The 18,059-nt window shown below is 63.7% G+C and carries 15 protein-coding genes; 12 read left to right on the forward strand and 3 right to left on the reverse strand.

The window, feature by feature from the left end; genetic code table 11:
• Positions 1-114 precede the first annotated feature (114 nt).
• Complete coding sequence (locus AC3EML_RS23285; RefSeq protein ID WP_023735255.1) at positions 115-1,065, reverse strand: AEC family transporter; 951 nt, start codon at positions 1,063-1,065, stop codon at positions 115-117.
• A 143-nt stretch (positions 1,066-1,208) separates the two neighbouring features.
• On the opposite strand from AC3EML_RS23285, the gene AC3EML_RS23290 reads away from it, so the two are divergent.
• The 7 genes from AC3EML_RS23290 to AC3EML_RS23320 all read left to right on the forward strand — a co-directional run bounded on the left by AC3EML_RS23290 (position 1,209) and on the right by AC3EML_RS23320 (position 10,038).
• Positions 1,209-4,259 carry a caspase family protein gene (locus AC3EML_RS23290; RefSeq protein WP_352520519.1) on the forward strand — a complete coding sequence of 1,017 codons (3,051 nt, stop codon included), beginning with the start codon at positions 1,209-1,211 and terminating at the stop codon, positions 4,257-4,259.
• Between the two features lie 99 nt (positions 4,260-4,358).
• A complete protein-coding gene (locus AC3EML_RS23295; RefSeq protein WP_023670442.1) occupies positions 4,359-4,907 on the forward strand; it encodes a histidine phosphatase family protein in 549 nt (182 codons plus the stop codon).
• Between the two features lie 209 nt (positions 4,908-5,116).
• On the forward strand, positions 5,117-5,398 hold the full coding sequence (locus tag AC3EML_RS23300; protein ID WP_010909964.1) for an acyl carrier protein: 282 nt from the start codon (positions 5,117-5,119) through the stop codon (positions 5,396-5,398).
• Between the two features lie 55 nt (positions 5,399-5,453).
• A complete protein-coding gene (locus AC3EML_RS23305; RefSeq protein WP_023735253.1) occupies positions 5,454-6,647 on the forward strand; it encodes a beta-ketoacyl-ACP synthase in 1,194 nt (397 codons plus the stop codon).
• Between the two features lie 42 nt (positions 6,648-6,689).
• Entirely contained in the window at positions 6,690-7,961 is a 1,272-nt protein-coding gene (locus AC3EML_RS23310; protein WP_023706061.1) for a beta-ketoacyl-ACP synthase, read from the forward strand.
• A 36-nt stretch (positions 7,962-7,997) separates the two neighbouring features.
• Positions 7,998-9,026 carry a zinc-binding dehydrogenase gene (locus AC3EML_RS23315; RefSeq protein ID WP_023815478.1) on the forward strand — a complete coding sequence of 343 codons (1,029 nt, stop codon included), beginning with the start codon at positions 7,998-8,000 and terminating at the stop codon, positions 9,024-9,026.
• Positions 9,027-9,030: 4 nt separating this feature from the next.
• Positions 9,031-10,038 (forward strand): lipid A biosynthesis lauroyl acyltransferase, encoded by a 1,008-nt coding sequence (locus tag AC3EML_RS23320; protein WP_031196351.1) that lies wholly within the window; start codon positions 9,031-9,033, stop codon positions 10,036-10,038.
• A gap of 13 nt (positions 10,039-10,051) precedes the next feature.
• Here the strand turns inward: AC3EML_RS23320 and AC3EML_RS23325 are convergent, their stop codons facing one another.
• Positions 10,052-10,483: a L,D-transpeptidase gene (locus tag AC3EML_RS23325; protein WP_023681747.1), complete on the reverse strand. Its 432-nt coding sequence runs from the start codon at positions 10,481-10,483 to the stop codon at positions 10,052-10,054.
• Positions 10,484-10,705: 222 nt separating this feature from the next.
• Here AC3EML_RS23325 and AC3EML_RS23330 point away from each other — a divergent pair, with 222 nt between their 5' ends.
• From AC3EML_RS23330 to AC3EML_RS23350, 5 genes are all read left to right on the forward strand, one after another.
• Complete coding sequence (locus tag AC3EML_RS23330) at positions 10,706-11,986, forward strand: acetylornithine deacetylase/succinyl-diaminopimelate desuccinylase family protein (protein WP_023706064.1); 1,281 nt, start codon at positions 10,706-10,708, stop codon at positions 11,984-11,986.
• Positions 11,987-12,107: 121 nt separating this feature from the next.
• Positions 12,108-13,583 (forward strand): ABC transporter substrate-binding protein, encoded by a 1,476-nt coding sequence (locus tag AC3EML_RS23335; protein ID WP_352520520.1) that lies wholly within the window; start codon positions 12,108-12,110, stop codon positions 13,581-13,583.
• A gap of 325 nt (positions 13,584-13,908) precedes the next feature.
• On the forward strand, positions 13,909-14,856 hold the full coding sequence (locus tag AC3EML_RS23340) for an ABC transporter permease (RefSeq protein ID WP_352520521.1): 948 nt from the start codon (positions 13,909-13,911) through the stop codon (positions 14,854-14,856).
• On the forward strand, positions 14,853-15,722 hold the full coding sequence (locus tag AC3EML_RS23345; protein WP_023691037.1) for an ABC transporter permease: 870 nt from the start codon (positions 14,853-14,855) through the stop codon (positions 15,720-15,722). The genes AC3EML_RS23340 and AC3EML_RS23345 overlap by 4 nt, the downstream gene beginning before the upstream one ends.
• Positions 15,719-17,341, forward strand: coding sequence for an ABC transporter ATP-binding protein (locus AC3EML_RS23350; protein WP_352520522.1), 1,623 nt, complete (start codon positions 15,719-15,721; stop codon positions 17,339-17,341). The genes AC3EML_RS23345 and AC3EML_RS23350 overlap by 4 nt, the downstream gene beginning before the upstream one ends.
• 115 nt (positions 17,342-17,456) lie before the next feature.
• Here the strand turns inward: AC3EML_RS23350 and AC3EML_RS23355 are convergent, their stop codons facing one another.
• The gene (locus AC3EML_RS23355) at positions 17,457-17,888 is read right to left on the reverse strand and encodes a TerB family tellurite resistance protein (RefSeq protein ID WP_023688142.1); all 432 of its coding nucleotides are present in this window, start codon (positions 17,886-17,888) and stop codon (positions 17,457-17,459) included.
• Positions 17,889-18,059: the final 171 nt, after the last annotated feature.

Raw genomic sequence — 18,059 nt, forward strand, 5'->3', positions numbered from 1 at the left:
CATATAGGCTTTGGGCCAGCCCAACGCCAGAGAAAATTCACATGTAAATTAGTTTGGGCCGCAGCCTTGTCAAAGACCAGCCTTGCCAAAGACCAGCCTTACAGAAGACCAAGCCTACCCAAAGACATGCACCACCACCGTCAGCCAAAAGGCGGTTGTAACAACCGCGCTTGCCGTGGCGATGGTCATCTGGTTCGACGCCAGCGCCTGGCCGGTGTTGAACTGCACGGCGATGAGATAGGAATTGATGCCGGACGGCAGCGCCGCCACCACGACCGCCACTTTGGCCGTCAAGGGCGGCAGGCCAAACAGCCAGACCAGGCCGAGCACCAGCGCCGGCATCAGGAACAGTTTCAGCGTCGACAGCGCCAGCGCCGGTCGGATGTTACCGGAAATGCCGAAACGGCGCAGGCTGAGCCCCATGGCGAACAGCGCCACCGGCCCGGCGGTGTTAGCCAGCGCATCGGCCAGTCGCATGGCAAGGTTCGGCAGCGGCGCGCCGGTGAGGCGCCATGCCAGCCCGGCCAGGATGCCGATGATCAACGGATTGGTGAACAGTCTTCTCAGAAAGCTCTGGATGATGCGCAGCGGGTGTACGGGCTCGCTGCCGCCGCGGCCAAATATCTCGAACATGATGATCGAAGCCATCATCATGGTCGGCAGATGCACGGAAACGAGCAGCGACAGCACTTCGAATCCGCTGGACCCGAATACGCCGAGAACGAAGGGAATGCCCAGCAACACCACATTCGAGAAGGATGACGACACTCCACCGACGATGCCGGTGCGCGCGTCCCGCCCGAAGATCCGTGTCGTCACCAGATGGCCGGCGGCCCATGTCATTGCAACCGCCGCGAAATAAGCACCCCACAGCGACCAGGGCGCCACGCCGTGGAAATCCGAATTCACCATCGTCCGAAACAGCAGCAGCGGCATCGCGACGTTGATGGCGAACTCGGCGATACCCTCGCCGCTCGCCGGCTTTAGATAGCCGGTGAGCCCGGCGAGATAGCCGAGCGCGACAAGGCTGAAGACGAAAAGAACGGTTTCCGTGAGCGGCGACATTTTTCAGGGATAGGCGAGCCCGGATTGCAGTGCAATCGCCCTGATCTTCAGAAATCGATCCTCGATCCGGCCGGCGCCTGAATTTGATCATGGTCGGGTGACAGCGCTATACAGGCTTGGGATCATTAGGGCGGACACAAAGAATGGTCGCGACGCCGAAACAGCGTCATTTCAGACGGGAGTGGCTGGTCAGACAGGGGTGGCTGGTCAGACAGGGGTGGCTGGCGGCTTTCGTCGTTATACTGCTTTGCCTTGGCGTATCTGAGGCCCAGGCCGCCGAGACCAAAAGTCTCAAGGGCGTGGCGCTGATCATCGGCCAGTCGAAATACGAACACATCGCAGCCCTTGCCAACCCGGCCAACGACGCCCGCGACATGGCCAAGATGCTGACCGACCTCGGCTTCGACGCCCGCAACGTCACCGATCGCGATGCCGCCAAGCTGAAGCGCGATCTCGATCGCTTTGTCGAGGACGCCGAAGGCGCCGACGTAGCCTTCATCTATTATTCCGGCCACGGCATCGAGGCCGGCGGCGAGAACTATCTGGTGCCGGTCGACGCCGACGTCTCGTCGTTGAAAAATGCTGGTGAGGCGCTGGTGCCGATTTCAGCCGTCATGGACGAGCTGAAAAAGACCATGCCGGTGACGATCGTGCTGCTTGACGCCTGCCGCACCAACCCGTTTCCGCCGGACGCGGTCGTGCGACGCGGGCCGACGGCTTCCGCCGAGCCCGTCGGCGCCGGCGGGCTGGAACCGGTGCGCGGCGCAAAAGCCCTCGCCGATGCCTCAGTGGATGATGCCAGCCTGGGAACCGTGGTCGGCTTCGCCGCCGAGCCGGGCCGACCGGCGCTCGATGGCGTCGCCGGCGAAAACAGCCCCTACGCCGCCGCCCTGCTGCGCCACCTCACCGCGATGAAAGGCACCGAGTTCGGCTCGGTCATGCGCATGGTAACCGAGGAGGTCTATCTCGACACCAAGGCAAAGCAGCGCCCCTGGGTCAGCGAGAGCCTGCGTCGCCTGCTCTATTTCGGCGTCGCGCCGCCCGAACCGACCGGCGACGACGGGCTGATCACCGGCGAGCGGCGGCAATTGCTGCTGACCATTTCCGACCTGCCCGATCCCAAACGGGCTCAGGTGGAGTTGGCTTCTCTCCAGGACGGCGTGCCCCTTGACGCGCTCTACGGCGTGCTCAAGGCGCTCGGCACGGAAAAGATCCCTGAGGATCCCAACGACCTGCAGAAGGTGCTGGACAGCCAGGCCGAGCGTCTGAAGAAGATGATGGCCGAGCGCGCCGCATTACGCACCGACGATCCCGAGATCAGTCGCCTGGTCGCATCCGCCGACAAGGCCATCGGCCAGGGCGCCATGGTGACGGCGCGCAAATTCCTCGACGACGCGGTCGGCCGGATCGAGGAAAACAGCGGTGCGGTGGATGAGGCCGAGGACCTGCTCCGGCAAAAGCGCATCGCCGACGCCGCCATCTATGCCAAACGCGCCGACGCCGCCGCGCTGGTCTTCGACTACAAATCCGCCGCCACCGACTACGCCAAGGCGTTTTCGCTGGTCGAGAAGTGGGACGAAAAGCTGCGCTGGAACTACAAGAACCAGGAGGCCGAGGCGTTGAACGCTCATGGCTACGCCACCGGCGACCTCGATGCGCTGCAGCACTCCATCGAGGCCTATCATGTCATCTTGAACTTCATTCCCAATGGCGAACAGAACCGCGATTGGGCAATCACTCGCAACAACATGGCGGTCGTGCTGCAAACCATCGGCGAACGCGAAACCGAGACCGCGCATCTGGAAGAGGCAGCGCAGATCTTCCGCGGTTCGCTTGCCGTTTTCGAGCGCGAGAAAGATGATCGCAACTGGGCCGCTGCGCAGAACAACCTGGCCAATGTGCTGCTGAAGATCGGCGAACGCGAAAGCGACCCCAAGCGCCTGAACGATGCGGTGGCGGCAATGCGCGCCACGCTGGAGAGGCGCCCGCGCGACAAGCTGCCTTTGGACTGGGCCTCTTCGCAGAACAATCTTGGCCTCGCCCTCTATGCGCTCTCCGAACGCGAACCCACCGGCGAGCATCTTAAGCAGGCCGAAGCCGCCTACCGGCTGGCGCTTGAGGAATACACGCGCGAAAAAGCGCCGGTAGAATGGGCGATGATCGAGAACAATCTCGGCAACACGCTGGTCACCCTTGGCATCCAGCTCAACGATAAGGCCAAGATCAATGAGGCGGCCAACGCTTTCCGCGCCGCGCTGGAAGTGCGAACCCGCGAAACCTTCCCGGTGTCCTGGGCGACCAGCCGCCTCAACCTGGGCAATGCGCTGAGCGGTATCGCCCGCTTCGATATGGGCACGGCTACGCTGGAAGAAGCTGCAGCTGCCTACAACGACGCTCTGACGGTGTTTACCCGCAAGCGCTTCCCGATGGACTGGGCGTCAGCCCAGAACAATCTTGGATCGATCTATCAGACCCTTGGTCAGCGCACCCGTGATGCGGCCAAGCTGGAACAGTCGGCGGCAGCCTTCCAGGCGGCACGGCAGGTCTATGTCAGGCGGAAGTTCCCGCAGGACTGGGCGATGAGCTACTACAATCTCGGCAACACGCTGCAGCTTCTCGGCGGCGTCACCGACAAGCCCGAGCATTACAGCGAGGCGGTCGACGCCTACGGCAATGCGTTGCGCGAGTACAAGCGCGAGACGAACCCGCGGCAATGGGCAATGGCCCAGGCCGGCCTGGGCTCGACGCTGCACTGGTTGAGCATGAGCAATGGCGATGCCAAGACGCTGCAGGATTCGATTGCGGCGCGGCGGGCAGCGCTCGAAATACTCACCATCGAGGCCGCGCCGGTCGACTGGGCCAACGCTCAAAATGGCATCGGTATGAGCCTGCTCAATCTCGGCAATCTCCAGCGGACCGACAAATATCTCAACGACGCCGAAGCGGCGTTCACGGCGGCGCTGAAGGTGTTTACGCGCGAAAGTCAGCCGCTGCAGTGGGCCTTCGAGCAGAACAATATCGGCGACGTCCACTGGAACCGCGCCAGCTATGGCGCGGGCAAGCCGGAATATCTCAAGGCGATCGAATTCTTCGAGAACGCCAAGCAGGGCTTCACCGAAGCCGGCTACACGATCCCTATCCCGCTCACCGATCAGAAGATCGAGCTGGCGAAGAAGCAAATGGCGAAAATGTGAAGCGAACCGAGGGTTCGCCTTTCGCTTGTCTTTGTGCCGGCTTTCCGATCCCTATATCAGAATGACCGGAGCGGCATCAGGCTCCCGGAAAAGGTTTCGATGATTCGATTTGTGCTGTCGCTGTTCCTGCTTGCTGTTCCCGCCGTCGCCCACGCGACCGACGCCGGCTGGGCGCTGCTGCGTGACGGCGGCCATGTCGTGCTGCTTCGCCACGCGCTGGTCACCGGCACCACCGACCCCGCCAATTTCGTCATCGACAACTGCGCCACCCAGGTCAACCTATCGGCGCGCGGCAAGCAGCAGGCGAGCAAGATCGGCGCCTTGTTCGGCGCCCGCGCCGCCCCCATCGAGCGGGTGCTGTCCAGCCGCTATTGCCGCTGCCTCGACACTGCCCGCATCGCCTTCGAGGCGGAGCCGGAGCTTTTTGCGCCGCTCGACCTCCTGAGGAGCGATCCGACCGAGAAGGCCGCGCAGCTCGACGCGGTGATGAAGGAAATCCGCGCCTACACCGGTTCCGACAATCTGGTCATGGTCACGCATCTCGAAAACATCGTCGCGCTGACCGGCGTCTCGCCGCGCGAGGGCGAAGCGGTGGTGGTCGAGCCGCAGGGCGATGGCTTGCGCGTGCTCGGCCGCGTCACGTTCTGAGAAAGCCAGTGGTCAAGCTCCGTGAAAACTGAGCTGACGTAACGTCAACTGGGAGGGCCGCCGGCTTGTCGGGCGGCCCTTCTTGTCTTTATGGGAAGGCCATCCCATCTGCGCCCGGCGCATCAGGCCTTTTCCTGCCGGGAAAAACCGATTAGACAGCGCCCAAACCAGATGCGGACAGATTCCGCCCGCAACCGAAGGAAGAGCCCTTGTCCACCACGTTCGACAAAGTCGCCAAGATCATTGCCGACACCAGCGAGATCGACATCGATACCATCACTCCCGAGAGCCACACGATCGACGATCTCGGCATCGACAGTCTCGATTTCCTCGATATCGTCTTTGCCATCGACAAGGAATTCGGCATCAAGGTGCCGCTGGAAAAGTGGACCCAGGAAGTCAATGACGGCAAGGCTTCGACCGACGATTACTTCGTCATGAAGAACCTGTGCGCCAAGATCGACGCGCTGGTCGCCGCCAAGACCGCCTGATATCGGCAAGCGCGCGGCCTTGACGGGCTGCGCCGCCTGACCCACAAAGCCGCTCATGAGCAGCCCTCGCGACGTCGTCATCACCGGTATCGGCCTTGTCTCCTCGCTGGGAGAGGGTCCGGATACCCACTGGCAGAAGCTGGCGCAGCCGGGCCTGGAGCCGGTGCTCGAAGCCGCGCGCTTTGGGCCCTACACCGTGCATCCCCTGCCGGAGATCGACTGGAACCTGCAGATCGCCAAGCGCGGCGACCAGCGGCAGATGGAAACCTGGCAGCGGCTGGGCACCTATGCCGCCGGCATGGCGCTGGACGACGCCGGCATCAAGGGCAATGACGAACTCTGCACGACCATGGACATGGTTGTCGCTGCCGGCGGCGGCGAGCGGGACGAGGCGGTCGATGCCGCCATCCTCGCCGCGTCCGAGAGCCGCAACGACCGCGACGTGCTGCTCAACGAGAAGCTGACCACCGAATTGCGGCCGACGCTTTTCCTGGCCCAGCTCTCCAATCTGCTCGCCGGCAACATCTCCATCGTCCACAAGGTGACGGGATCGTCGAGGACCTTCATGGGCGAGGAAGGTGCCGGCGTCGCCGCCGTCGAGACCGCCGCGGCGCGCATCCGCTCCGGACAGTCGACCCACATACTGGTAGGTGGCGCCTTCCAGACCGAACATTCCGACATGCTGCTCGGCTATGAATTGGCCGGCTATCTGCATCGCGGCCCATGGAAGCCGGTCTGGCAGAGACAGGGCGCCGAGGGCGGCGGCCTGGTCTCCGGCTCCGGCGGCGCGTTCCTGGTGCTGGAGCAGCGCGAACACGCGCAAAGCCGTGGGCGGAAAATCTATGCCGAGCTCGGACCGGTCGTCTCAGGCCGCGCCCGGCGCTCGCGCGGCGAGCTTGACGCCGAGATCGCGACACTGCTCAAACAGGCAACTCTCCCAAGCGGCAAGCTGCTTGCCCTGTCGGGCGCCTCCGGCGCGCATACCGCAACGTCAGCCGAAAAGTCAGCGCTGGATGCCAATCCGGCGATATCGGCGCGCGGCTTCGCCACGCTGACCGGGCATATGAAGGAAGCGCAGTTTCCATTCGCGGTCGCCCTCGCCGCCCTGGCCGTTGACCGCAAGGCCGCCTACCCAGTATTCGACGCCGCGGCCGAGAAGCCGTTCGAAGGCATTCCCGAAACCGTGCTCGCAACGGCGATCGGCTATCACCAATTCGAGGGCATGGCTCTGGTCAACGCTGCTGCTTGAAGCAGCGCTGCGCGATCATGCTGCAAAGTTAAGAGGTTCCGGATGGCCAATCTCAGAGATCACATGGGCAGGCCGATCGTCGCCGTCACCGGCATCGGTGTGGTAACGTCGCTCGGCATCGGCAAGGCCGATAACTGGGCGGCACTGACCTCCGGCAAATCGGGCATCCACCCGATCACCCGCTTTCCCGTCGACCACCTCAACACCCGCATCTCCGGCATGGTCGATTTCCTCGACTCAAGCTCGAAAGGCGCCAGCCTGCTGACCTACGAACTGGCCGAAACCGCCGCGAATGAGGCGGTGGCCGAATCCGGCCTCGATTCCTCTGATTTTGGCGGGCCTCTGTTCCTCGCCTCGCCGCCGGTCGAACTCGACTGGCACGACCGCTTCGCGCTCTACAATTCCGACGGCAAAGGCGCCGGCGCCGAAAGGCTGCTCAGGGTGGCGCGCGGGCTGAAGGAAACAGATACGTTCGCAAGCACGCAGTTCGGCGCGATCGCCGACCGGCTGGCCGACCGCTTTGGCACGCGCGGCCTGCCGATCACACTGTCGACGGCCTGCGCTTCGGGCGCCACCGCCATCCAGCTCGGCGTCGAAGCGATCCGCCGCGGCGAATGCGACCGGGCGCTGTCCATCGGCGCCGACGGTTCGGCAACCGCCGAGGCGCTGATCCGCTTTTCGTTGCTCTCGGCGCTGTCGACCCACAATGACATCCCTGAAAAGGCGTCAAAACCCTTCTCCAAGGACCGCGACGGCTTTGTGCTGGCCGAAGGCTCCGGCGCTCTGGTGCTGGAATCGCTTGAGGCAGCCCTTGCCCGGGGCGCCAGCGTTCTCGGCATCCTGCGCGGCTGCGGTGAAAAGGCCGACGATTTCCATCGCACCCGTTCCAAGCCCGACGGTTCCCCGGCGATCGCAGCAGTCCGCGCCGCCCTTGCGGATGCCGGCCTGAGCAAGGACGAGATCGACTACGTCAACGCTCACGGCACCTCGACGCCGGAAAACGACAAGATGGAGCATCTGTCGCTGTCGACCGTGTTCGGCGATCGCATCGGCTCGATGCCGGTCTCGTCCAACAAGTCGATGATCGGCCACACGCTGTCGGCGGCGGGTGCTGTCGAAGCGGCGTTTTCGCTGATGACCATGCGCGAAAGCGTCATTCCGCCGACCATCAACTACGACAATCCCGACCCGGCAATCGTGCTCGACGTGGTGCCCAACAAGAAGCGCAATGCCGAAGTCGGCACCGTGCTCTCGAACTCGTTCGGCTTCGGCGGCCAGAACACTTGCCTTGTCATGGCGCGGGAACCGGTCTAAGCGACCTTTTTCAGCCAGACTGAACTGACAGGCTCCATGCGCGCACTGCAACTTATCGAGGACCGCCGTCTTGAAACGGTGGACCTGCCGCCCCCGCCGCCCCCCGCATTGGGCGAAGTCACGCTGCGCATCAAGGCGGTGGCGCTGAACCATATCGACGTCTGGGGCTGGCGTGGCATGGCCTTCGCCAAGCGTAAGCTGCCGCTGGTCGTCGGCGCCGAAGCCTCCGGCGAGGTCGAAGCTGTCGGCCCCGGCGTCTCCAGCCTGCTGCCCGGACAATTGCTGTCGATCTACGGCGCGCGCACCTGCGGCCTTTGCCGCGCCTGCCGCGAAGGCCGCGACAATCTCTGCGAACATGTCTCGGGCGTCCACGGCTTCCATCTCGACGGCTTTGCCCAGGAGAAGATCAACCTGCCGGCGCGCCTGCTGGTCCCTGCTCCTCCCGGCGTGACCGATGTCGGCGCGGCTGTCGCCCCCGTCACCTTCGGCACCGTCGAGCACATGCTGTTCGACAATGCCAAGCTGCAGCCCGGCGAAACCATCCTCATCCATGCCGGCGGCTCCGGCATCGGCTCGGCGGCGATCCAGCTGGCCAAGCGCATGGGTTGCACCATCATCACCACGGTCGGTTCCAACGACAAGATCGACAAGGCCAAGGCGCTCGGCGCCGACCATGTCATCAACTACCGCGACGATCGTTTCGAAGGCGTCGTGCGCAAGCTCACCAGGAAGAAGGGCGTCGACGTCGTCTTCGAACATGTCGGCGCCGACACCTTTGCCGCCTCGATGCTGTGCCTCAAGCGCGGCGGCCGCCTGGTCACCTGCGGCTCGACCTCCGGCGTGTCGACGCAGATCAATCTGATGCAGCTGTTCCAGCAGCAGCTGAAGCTGCTTGGGTCCTTCGGCTGCCGCATGGAGAACATGGCCAACGCCATGCAGAAGATGGCGGCGGGACAGGTCGCACCTGTCATCGACACCGAAGTCGGCTTCGACGGCATCGACGCCGCGTTGAAGCGCATGGAAGGCCGCGACGTGTTCGGCAAGATCATCCTGCGCGTTTCTTAGGACTATGGTCGGCAAGGTGTTCAAGAAAGCCCGCCGGGACTTCATGTTCCGCTATGGCCGAAGACTGCGCCAGATGGAGCACTGGCTGGTGGCGCGCGTGGCGATGACGATCATCTCGCTGCTGCGCCTCTTGCCCGCGGACAGGGCGCTCAATTTCGCCGACCGGGCGGCACGGCGCATCGGTCCGTGGGTCGGGCGCCACCGTGTCGCCATCAACAATCTGCGCCTTGCCTATCCCGAAAAGAGCGATGTCGAGATCGAGGCCATCGCCTCCGACATGTGGGGCAACATGGCCCGGCTCGCCGCCGAATACATCTTTCTTGACGCCCTCTTCGACTATGATCCGAACGCAGCGACGCCCGGCCGCGTCGAAGTCGGTGGCGCCGATCATTTCCATCAGATAGCTGGCGAGGACAAACCGCATATCCTGTTCACCGGCCATCTCGGCAATTTTGAATTGCTGCCGGTGGCTGCCGCGACGTTCGGCATGAAGATCACGGCGCTGTTTCGTCCGCCGAACAATCCCTACCTCGCCGATTATATCCATTCGACGCGGCGTTCGAGCATGGGCGCCTTGCTGCCGTCTTCGACCGGCGCCTCCTTCGCGTTGGCGTCGATTCTGGAGAAAGGCGGCAATATCGGCGTTTTGGTCGACCAGAAATTCTCCAGCGGACTGGAGACGATCTTCTTTAATCGCCCATGCCAGAGCAATCCGGTTCTGGGCATGCTCGCCCGTCACTATGATTGCGACGTCTATCCGGCGCGATGTGTGCGGCTGCCAGGCAACCGCTTCCGCCTCGAGATCGAGGACAAGCTGACCTTGCCGCGCAATGAAAGCGGCAGCGTCGATGTCGCGGCCACCACCCAACTGCTCGCCGACGTGGTCGAGCGCTGGGTGCGCGAAGATCCGGGACAGTGGATGTGGTTCCACAAAAGGTGGGAAATCTCAGGCCGGCGTCGCCGCCGGCGCGGACAGGCCAACGCCACCGGCCAGGGGCAGCGTCAATCTTAAGTCGTCGAAAGCCTCAGTTCGTCACAACGATCCGCGTATTGCCGAAGCCGACTTCGCGCACCATCGCATAGAACATCGCGGCATTGGCGGTGTGCAGCCGCACGCAGCCATGCGATGCCGGACGCCCTAGCTGCCTGACCGCGCCGGTGCCGTGGATGGCGTAGCCGCCATGGAAGAACACCGAGTAAGGCATTGGCGACATGTGGTATTTCTTCGAATACCACATCCGCGCCGTGCGTTGCGGCCGATAGGTGCCGCGCGGCGTGAAATAGCCACTGCGGGCGGTCGACACGCTCCAGCGATAAAGCACCTGGCCGTATTGGCTGACGGTCATGGTCTGCGACGAGACGTCGATGCTGGCCACCAGCGAGGCAGCCCTGCTTTCGATGGACGTGCCGAACAGCATCGCCGCAAAAGCAGCTGCCATGAGAACGATTTTAGTCATGAGATCAAACCCCTTTGATGCCCCTTGCCTGCCCTGTCATCACGCGGTTTTTCATCTTTTTAACGACAGGTGAGTGATCTAACACACACTCCTTGATAAATTCGCCAATCTAAAGCAGCGAATTTGAACGATTTTCCGCCATAGTTGCCGCTGCGACACGAAGTTTCGGCGCCAGTGGCGCGATGCTTGCAAAACCACCCCCTTGCCTGCTCAAATCCGGGAATGAACAAACGACTCTTCAAAGCGATAGACGCCCGTGTTGATGACCTGGTCGCACTGACCGCCGACCTGATCCGCTTCCCGACCATCAACCCGCCTGGCGAAGCCTATCGCCCCTGCGCCGAATATATCGGTGCGCGCCTAGGCAGGCTTGGCTTCGAAACCGAATTCATCCGCGCCGAAGGCACGCCCGGCGACACCGACCGCTATCCCCGCGTCAATGTCGTCGCCCGCTTCGACGGCCGCTCGCCTGGAGCCTGTGTCCATTTCAACTCGCACATCGATGTGGTCGAAGCCGGCGAAGGCTGGAGCGTCGATCCCTTTGCCGGGGTGGTGAAGGACGGCAAGGTCTACGGCCGCGGCGCCTGCGACATGAAAGGGGGCATGGCCGCCTCGATCATCGCGGCGGAAGCCTTCATGGAGGTATTCCCCGACTTTCCCGGCGCCATCGAAATTTCGGGCACGGTCGATGAGGAGTCCGGCGGCTTCGGCGGCGTCGCCCATCTGGCGAAGCTTGGCTATTTCTCGAAACCCAAGGTCGACCACGTCATCATCCCGGAGCCGCTGAACAAGGACCGCATCTGTCTTGGCCATCGCGGCGTCTGGTGGGCGGAGATCGAGACCAAGGGCGAGATCGCGCATGGCTCGATGCCGTTCCTCGGCGACAATGCGGTGCGCCACATGGGCGCCGTGCTGCAGGCCTTCGAGGATGAACTGTTTCCGGCGCTCGACCGCAAGGTGACGCGCATGCCTGTCGTGCCCCAAGGCGCAAAGCGCTCGACCATGAACATCAACTCGATCCATGGCGGCCAGACCGAGGATTTCCGCCCCGGCCTGCCCTCACCCAACGTGCCCGACGCCTGCCGGCTGACCATCGACCGCCGCTTCCTGCTCGAGGAGGACCTTGCCACGGTCAAGAGCGAGGTGACCGATATCCTCGACCGGCTGAAGCGCGAGCGCAAAAAGTTCGACTACGAGATTCGCGACCTGATGGAGGTGCTGCCGCTGATGACCGAGCGCGACGCGCCGGTGGTCAAGGCGGTGGCGCAAGGCATCATGGCGATCTTCGACCGTGAGCCGGATTATGTCATTTCACCAGGCACTTACGACCAGAAGCACATCGCCCGCATCGGCCACATCTATGATTGCATCGCCTATGGCCCGGGCATTTTGGACCTCGCCCACCGGCCCGACGAATGGGTCGGTATCTCTGATATGGTGGAGTCGGCCAAGGTGATGGCGATTGGGCTGAATGTGCTGCTTAGGGGCACGGCCGCGGACTGAACCATCGACTTCGCTGAAAAAACATTCCTCCCCGCGCCGCTGCGGAGCACGAAACGCAATTTACTCCACCTCGAAATCACGCTTCTATCGCACCAGGGTTCGAGCATTTGGGAGTTGCACGATGAAATTGTGGAAAACCATTCTTGCCGCCGCGGTGCTGGCACTGGCCGGCAGTCAGGCATTTGCCGCACGCACCGACCTGGTGATCGGCATTACGCTCGAGCCGCCACATCTCGATCCGACCGCCGGTGCTGCCGCGGCGATCGACGAAGTGCTCTACGCCAACGTCTTCGAGGGCCTGACCCGCATCGGTCCGAATGGCGAAGTGCTGCCCGACCTTGCCGAGAGCTGGGCCATTTCCGACGATGGCAAGGTCTACACCTTCAAGCTGCACACCGGCGTCAAATTCCATGACGGCAGCGATTTCGACGCCGGCGACGTGAAGTTCTCGCTCGACCGCGCCCGCGCCGACAATTCGGTCAACGCGCAAAAGGCCCTGTTCGCCGCCATCGATACGGTCGAAGTCGTCGATCCGACAACGGTCAAGGTGACGCTGAAGAACCCGCAGGGGTCGTTCCTCTACAATCTGGGCTGGGGCGACGCGGTGATCGTGGCGCCGGAGAGCGCCGACACCAACAAGGAAAAGCCCATCGGCACCGGCCCGTTCAAATTCCAGAGCTGGGCCAAGGGCTCGTCGATCACGCTGGTCAAATCCGACAACTACTGGGGCGCTCCGGTATCCCTCGACAAGGCCGAATTCCGCATCGTTCCCGACGCCGCCGCCGCCGTGCCGGCGCTGCTCTCCGGCGACATCCAGGCTTTCCCTTTCTTCGATCCCGACAGCGTCGCGCAGGTCAAGGACGATCCGCGCTTCAAGGTGGTGATCGGCTCGACTGAGGGCGAGACCATTCTGGCGATCAACAACAAGAAGCCGCCTTTCGACAAGCTCGAGGTGCGGCAGGCAATTGCCTTCGCGCTCGACCGCAAGGCGATCATCGACGGCGCCTCGGCCGGCCTCGGCGTGCCGATCGGCTCGCACATGTCGCCCGCCAGCAAGGCCTATGTCGACCTCACCGGCCTGTACCCGCACAATGTCGACAAGGCCAAGGAGCTGCTGAAGCAAGCCGGCTTCGAAAACGGAATCAAGGCGACGCTGAAACTGCCGCCGCCTTCCTATGCACGGCTTGGCGGCGAGATCATCGCCTCGCAGCTGCGCGACGTCGGCATCGACCTGGAAATCATTCCGGTCGAATGGGCGCAGTGGCTGGATCAGGTGTTCACCAAGAAGGATTACGACCTGACCATCGTCTCCCACACCGAGCCCAACGACATCGATATCTACTCGCGCAAGGACTACTACTTCAACTACGACAACCCCGCCTTCGACAAGATCATCGCCGAGCTGAACCTCACCTCCGACGACGCCAAGCGCAACACGCTGCTCGGCGAAGCACAGAAGATCCTGGCCGACGACGCCGTGGTGGGGTTCCTCTATGAACTGCCGAAGGTCGGCGTCTGGGACGCCAAGCTGCAGGGCCTGTGGGAAAACGCCCCGATCCAGGCGAATGACCTGACCAAGGTGAAGTGGGCGAATTGAGGCGGCGGGCCAAAGGGCGGCGTTTGCGCTCCGTCACACCCCCCTCTGCCCTGCCGGGCATCTCCCCCGCAAGGGGGGAGATCGGGCTCTCATCTCCGCTTTCGCCTATCGCGAACGTTGAACGCTGGTCGACGACACAGAACCTGCTGATCTCCCCCCTTGCGGGGGGTGAGGAGTGGTCCGCGCAGCGGACGGAAAGCCAACTGCTTGGCTTTCCGAACAACGAACGCCCGAAGCGACAGCGAAGGGCCGGGTCCGGCAGGACAGAGGGGGGTGGGGGGGAACTCGACTTTCAAGGCGCAGCCGCACCGGGCGCCCCTCCACCATGACCGCCTACCTCCTCAAACGCCTCGCCATCGCGATCGCAACCTTGATCCTGGCCTCGATGGTCGTCTTCGCCGTGCTCGAAATCCTGCCCGGCGACCCGGCGCGGCTGATGCTGGGCCTCAACGCCAGCGCCGAGCAGGTCGAACTCCTGCGCAACCAGATGGGCCTCAACGCGCCGCTTCTCCTGCGCTACCTTCATTGGGTCGGCGGTCTGCTCAGCCTCGATTTCGGCCGCTCCTACACTTATTCAGTGCCGGTCATCGACCTTGTCCGCGAGCGCATGGCGGTTTCCCTGCCGCTGGCGCTGATCGCGCTGGCGCTGTCCACCATCATTGCCATCCCGGTCGGGCTCTATTCCGCCAGCCGGCGCGGGGGGGCCGGTGACACGATTGCCATGGGCGCCGCCCAACTCGGCGTCGCCATCCCGAACTTCTGGTTCGCGCTGATGCTGATCTACCTCTTTGCCGTCTGGCTGCGGCTGGTGCCGGCCGGCGGCTTTCCCGGCTGGAGCGCCGGTGTCTGGCCGGCGCTGAAATCGCTGCTGCTGCCGGCCGTAGCACTTGCGCTGCCGCAGGCGGCGATCCTGGCGCGCGTTGCCCGCTCCGCGCTGCTCGAGGTGCTGAACGAGGATTATATCCGCACCGCCCGCGCCAAGGGCCTGCCCTATCGTGCCGTACTATGGCGGCACGCGCTGCGCAACGCGATGATCCCGGTTCTGACCATTCTGGGCCTGCAATTCGCCTTCCTGCTCGCCGGCACCATCATCATCGAGAACGTCTTTTATCTCCCCGGCCTCGGACGGCTGGTGTTCCAGGCGATCACCCAGCGCGACCTGATCGTCGTCGAAAGCATCGTCATGCTGCTGGTCGTCGCCGTCATTGCCGTCAACCTCGTCGTCGACGTCTCCTACGCCATCGTCGATCCGCGCCTTCGAGGCCGGCAATGACGCTGCACATCGACATCCCGCAGGAGACGTTGGGCAGCATTCTGGCCAAGGCCTTCCGCAACCGCTCCTTCCTCATCGGCTTCGCCATCACGGTGCTGGTGGCTGCAATAGCGGTCATCTCCTACGTCTGGACGCCCTACGACGTGACCAAACTGGTGATCTCGGACAAGACGCTCGCGCCCTCTGCGGCGCACTGGTTCGGCACCGATCATTTCGGCCGCGACATCCTGTCGATGATCATGGTCGGCGCCCGCAACTCGATCGCCGTGGCGCTGGTCGCGGTCGGCATCGGCATGGGCGTCGGCGTGCCGCTCGGCGCCTTCGCCGCGGCGCGCGGCGGGTTCGTCGACGAGGCGCTGATGCGGCTGAACGACCTTGTCTTCGCCTTCCCGGCGCTTTTGTCGGCGATCATGATCACCGCCATCTTCGGACCGGGCGCCATCAACGCCATCATCGCCATCGGCATCTTCAACATCCCGGTGTTTGCGCGCGTCGCCCGCGCCGGCGCGCTGGCGATCTGGCCACGCGAATTCATTCTCGCCGCGCGCGCCGCCGGCAAGAGCAAGACGCAGATTACAATCGAGCACGTGCTGCCCAACATCGCCACGCTGCTTCTGGTGCAAGGCACCATCCAGTTCGCGCTCGGCATTTTGGCCGAAGCCGGTCTCTCCTATGTCGGCCTCGGCGCCCAGCCGCCAATGCCGAGCTGGGGCCGCATGCTGTTCGACGCCCAGACGCGCATGGTGGTGGCGCCGTGGATGGCCATCTTCCCCGGCATGGCCATCGTCATCACCGTGCTTGGGCTCAATCTGCTCGGCGACGGCATCGCCGACATACTCGACCCGAAATCGCGGCGGCAGCGATGAGCCTGCTGCAGATCGAGAACCTGTCGCTGGCGATCGGCGACACGCCGATCCTGAAAGGGGTCGAGCTCTCCGTCGCGCCCGGCGAGGTGATGGGCCTGGTCGGTGAATCCGGTTCCGGCAAATCGATGACGGCGCTGACCATCATGCAGCTTCTGCCGCATGCGGCGCGCGCCACCGGCCGCGTGACCTTCGACGGCATCGATATTCTGGCCGCAACCGAGGACCAGATGTGCGCGCTGCGTGGGGACGACATCGGCATGGTGTTCCAGGAGCCGATGACGGCGCTCAACCCCGTCAAGACCATCGGCGAGCAGGTCGCCGAAGGCATACGCTGGCACACTAGGGCAAGCCGTGCCGACGCCGAAGACCGCGCGCGCAAAATGCTCGACCGCGTTGGCCTGCCGGAGGCCAAATTCCCGCTGTCGCGCTATCCGCACGAACTGTCGGGCGGCCAGCGCCAGCGCGTCGTCATCGCCATTGCCTGCGCATTGAAACCCAAGCTGCTCATCGCCGACGAGCCGACCACGGCGCTCGACGTGGTGCTGCAGGCGCAGATCCTCGACCTCTTGCGCGGCCTTGTCAGCGAAAACCGAATGGGCCTGCTGTTGATCTCGCACGATCTCGCGGTCGTCACCGAAATGGCCGACCGCATCACCATCCTGCGCCATGGCGAGGTGATGGAAGCCGGCGACACCGCACGCACGCTGTCGGAACAGCTGCATCCCTACACGCGCCAGCTGGCGCTGGCCTCCATGCACGTGCCCGCGCGCGCCAAGGTTCACGCCGCCGGCCAGGGCAAACCGCTGCTTGAGGTCGAAGGCGTGACACGGGACTATCCGGGCCGGCGCACCTCCCTGTTCAAGTCAGCGGCTCCGATCCGCGCCGTCGACGACGTGTCCTTGTCGCTGGCGCCGGGCCAATCGGTGGCGCTGGTCGGCCGCTCCGGCTGCGGCAAGTCAACGCTTGCCCGCATGATCCTGGCGCTCGACAAATCGACATCGGGAACGATCCGCTTTCGCGGCGAGACCATAACCGGCAAAAGCGAGGCGGAGCTCAAAGCCGCGCGGCGCGACATGCAGGTGGTGTTCCAGGATCCCTACGGCTCTTTCGACCCGCGCCAGAAGGTCGTAAAACTGGTCGCCGAGCCGCTGCATGTACTGGAGACGAAGCCGTCACCGGCCGAGCGGCGGGAGATGGTGGCGCACGCACTGCACGAGGTCGGCCTCGGCACCAGCGACATGGACAAATATCCGCATGAGTTTTCCGGCGGCCAGCGCCAGCGCCTGTCGATCGCCCGCGCCATCATCACCAGGCCGAAGCTGGTCGTCGCCGACGAGCCGGTCTCGGCGCTCGACGTCTCGATCCGCGCCCAGATCCTCGATCTGTTCGCAGAGCTCAACCAGAAGCTCGGCATCGCCTATCTCTTCATCACTCACGATTTGACCGTCGCCCGCGCCATCACCGATGAGGTGCTGGTCATGCATGACGGCAGGATCGTCGAGCGCGGCAAGACCGGTGACGTGCTCGATCATCCGCAGTCGGAGGCGGCCAGGGCGCTGGTCGCGGCTGCGCCCGATCTGCATCGGGCGATCGCTCACCGTATGCAGGAACAGGGGTGAGTGACCGGTTCGCGCAGCGAATTCATCGTGCCAGTGGCACGATGAAAGGTCACGAACGCTGGGGCGCTGCGAAGCAGCGGGGACCCGGCTGGGCGGCCGTTGCCCCTGGTCTGCCTCACTCCTCCGGCTTCACCACATCGACCGGGCTGATGTCGAGCAAATCGAGCGTGCGGCGCAACAGCCGCACTTCGCTCTCGGCCAGTTTGGAATCGGCTTTGGCGATCTCCGCCATGTGGAGCGCCAGCAACTTGCGCCGTTCGACATCGAGATCGCGGAACAGCGCAATGGCTTGCGAACCGTTGGTCTCGTAGCCGAAATCATTGAGATATTCGATGACCGCGTCGATGCTGGTTTCCGGGATGCCGAAGGCGTCCTTGCAGATGCGCCGGAAGGCGACCATCTCGCTCTCCGAAACCGAGCCGTCGGCCAGGATCATGCGAAACAGCATCAAGAGTTCCGCCGACAGCACAGGGTCGTCGGCAACCTTGCGCACGCCGGGGTCACCATCGAAGATCGAGCGTATCTGGTCGAGCAATGCCATCGCCAACAGTGTCCCTTTCCCGAGCCCGCCCAGCGCACATGACCCAAAACTGCGCAGCGGTACTGAGATAATGACATGCACCACAGGAAATCCAAGCGCAACGCGCTTGGATGGACGTAGCGCGGAATCGGCCTTGCGCAAACCAGATGGCCATGAGAAGGCGCGGCATCACCTTTC

The sequence above is a fragment of the Mesorhizobium sp. P170090 genome, from assembly GCF_057786115.1.

What these genes read in the sequence shown, in the direction of transcription:
- AC3EML_RS23340 (WP_352520521.1), top strand. Translation starts at nt 13,909, where the DNA reads ATGACCGCCTACCTCCTCAAACGCCTCGCCATCGCGATCGCAACCTTG.
- AC3EML_RS23325 (WP_023681747.1), bottom strand. Translation starts at nt 10,483, where the DNA reads ATGACTAAAATCGTTCTCATGGCAGCTGCTTTTGCGGCGATGCTGTTC.
- AC3EML_RS23305 (WP_023735253.1), top strand. Translation starts at nt 5,454, where the DNA reads ATGAGCAGCCCTCGCGACGTCGTCATCACCGGTATCGGCCTTGTCTCC.
- AC3EML_RS23310 (WP_023706061.1), top strand. Translation starts at nt 6,690, where the DNA reads ATGGCCAATCTCAGAGATCACATGGGCAGGCCGATCGTCGCCGTCACC.
- AC3EML_RS23320 (WP_031196351.1), top strand. Translation starts at nt 9,031, where the DNA reads ATGGTCGGCAAGGTGTTCAAGAAAGCCCGCCGGGACTTCATGTTCCGC.
- AC3EML_RS23345 (WP_023691037.1), top strand. Translation starts at nt 14,853, where the DNA reads ATGACGCTGCACATCGACATCCCGCAGGAGACGTTGGGCAGCATTCTG.
- AC3EML_RS23350 (WP_352520522.1), top strand. Translation starts at nt 15,719, where the DNA reads ATGAGCCTGCTGCAGATCGAGAACCTGTCGCTGGCGATCGGCGACACG.
- AC3EML_RS23290 (WP_352520519.1), top strand. Translation starts at nt 1,209, where the DNA reads ATGGTCGCGACGCCGAAACAGCGTCATTTCAGACGGGAGTGGCTGGTC.
- AC3EML_RS23315 (WP_023815478.1), top strand. Translation starts at nt 7,998, where the DNA reads ATGCGCGCACTGCAACTTATCGAGGACCGCCGTCTTGAAACGGTGGAC.
- AC3EML_RS23285 (WP_023735255.1), bottom strand. Translation starts at nt 1,065, where the DNA reads ATGTCGCCGCTCACGGAAACCGTTCTTTTCGTCTTCAGCCTTGTCGCG.
- AC3EML_RS23295 (WP_023670442.1), top strand. Translation starts at nt 4,359, where the DNA reads ATGATTCGATTTGTGCTGTCGCTGTTCCTGCTTGCTGTTCCCGCCGTC.
- AC3EML_RS23330 (WP_023706064.1), top strand. Translation starts at nt 10,706, where the DNA reads ATGAACAAACGACTCTTCAAAGCGATAGACGCCCGTGTTGATGACCTG.
- AC3EML_RS23335 (WP_352520520.1), top strand. Translation starts at nt 12,108, where the DNA reads ATGAAATTGTGGAAAACCATTCTTGCCGCCGCGGTGCTGGCACTGGCC.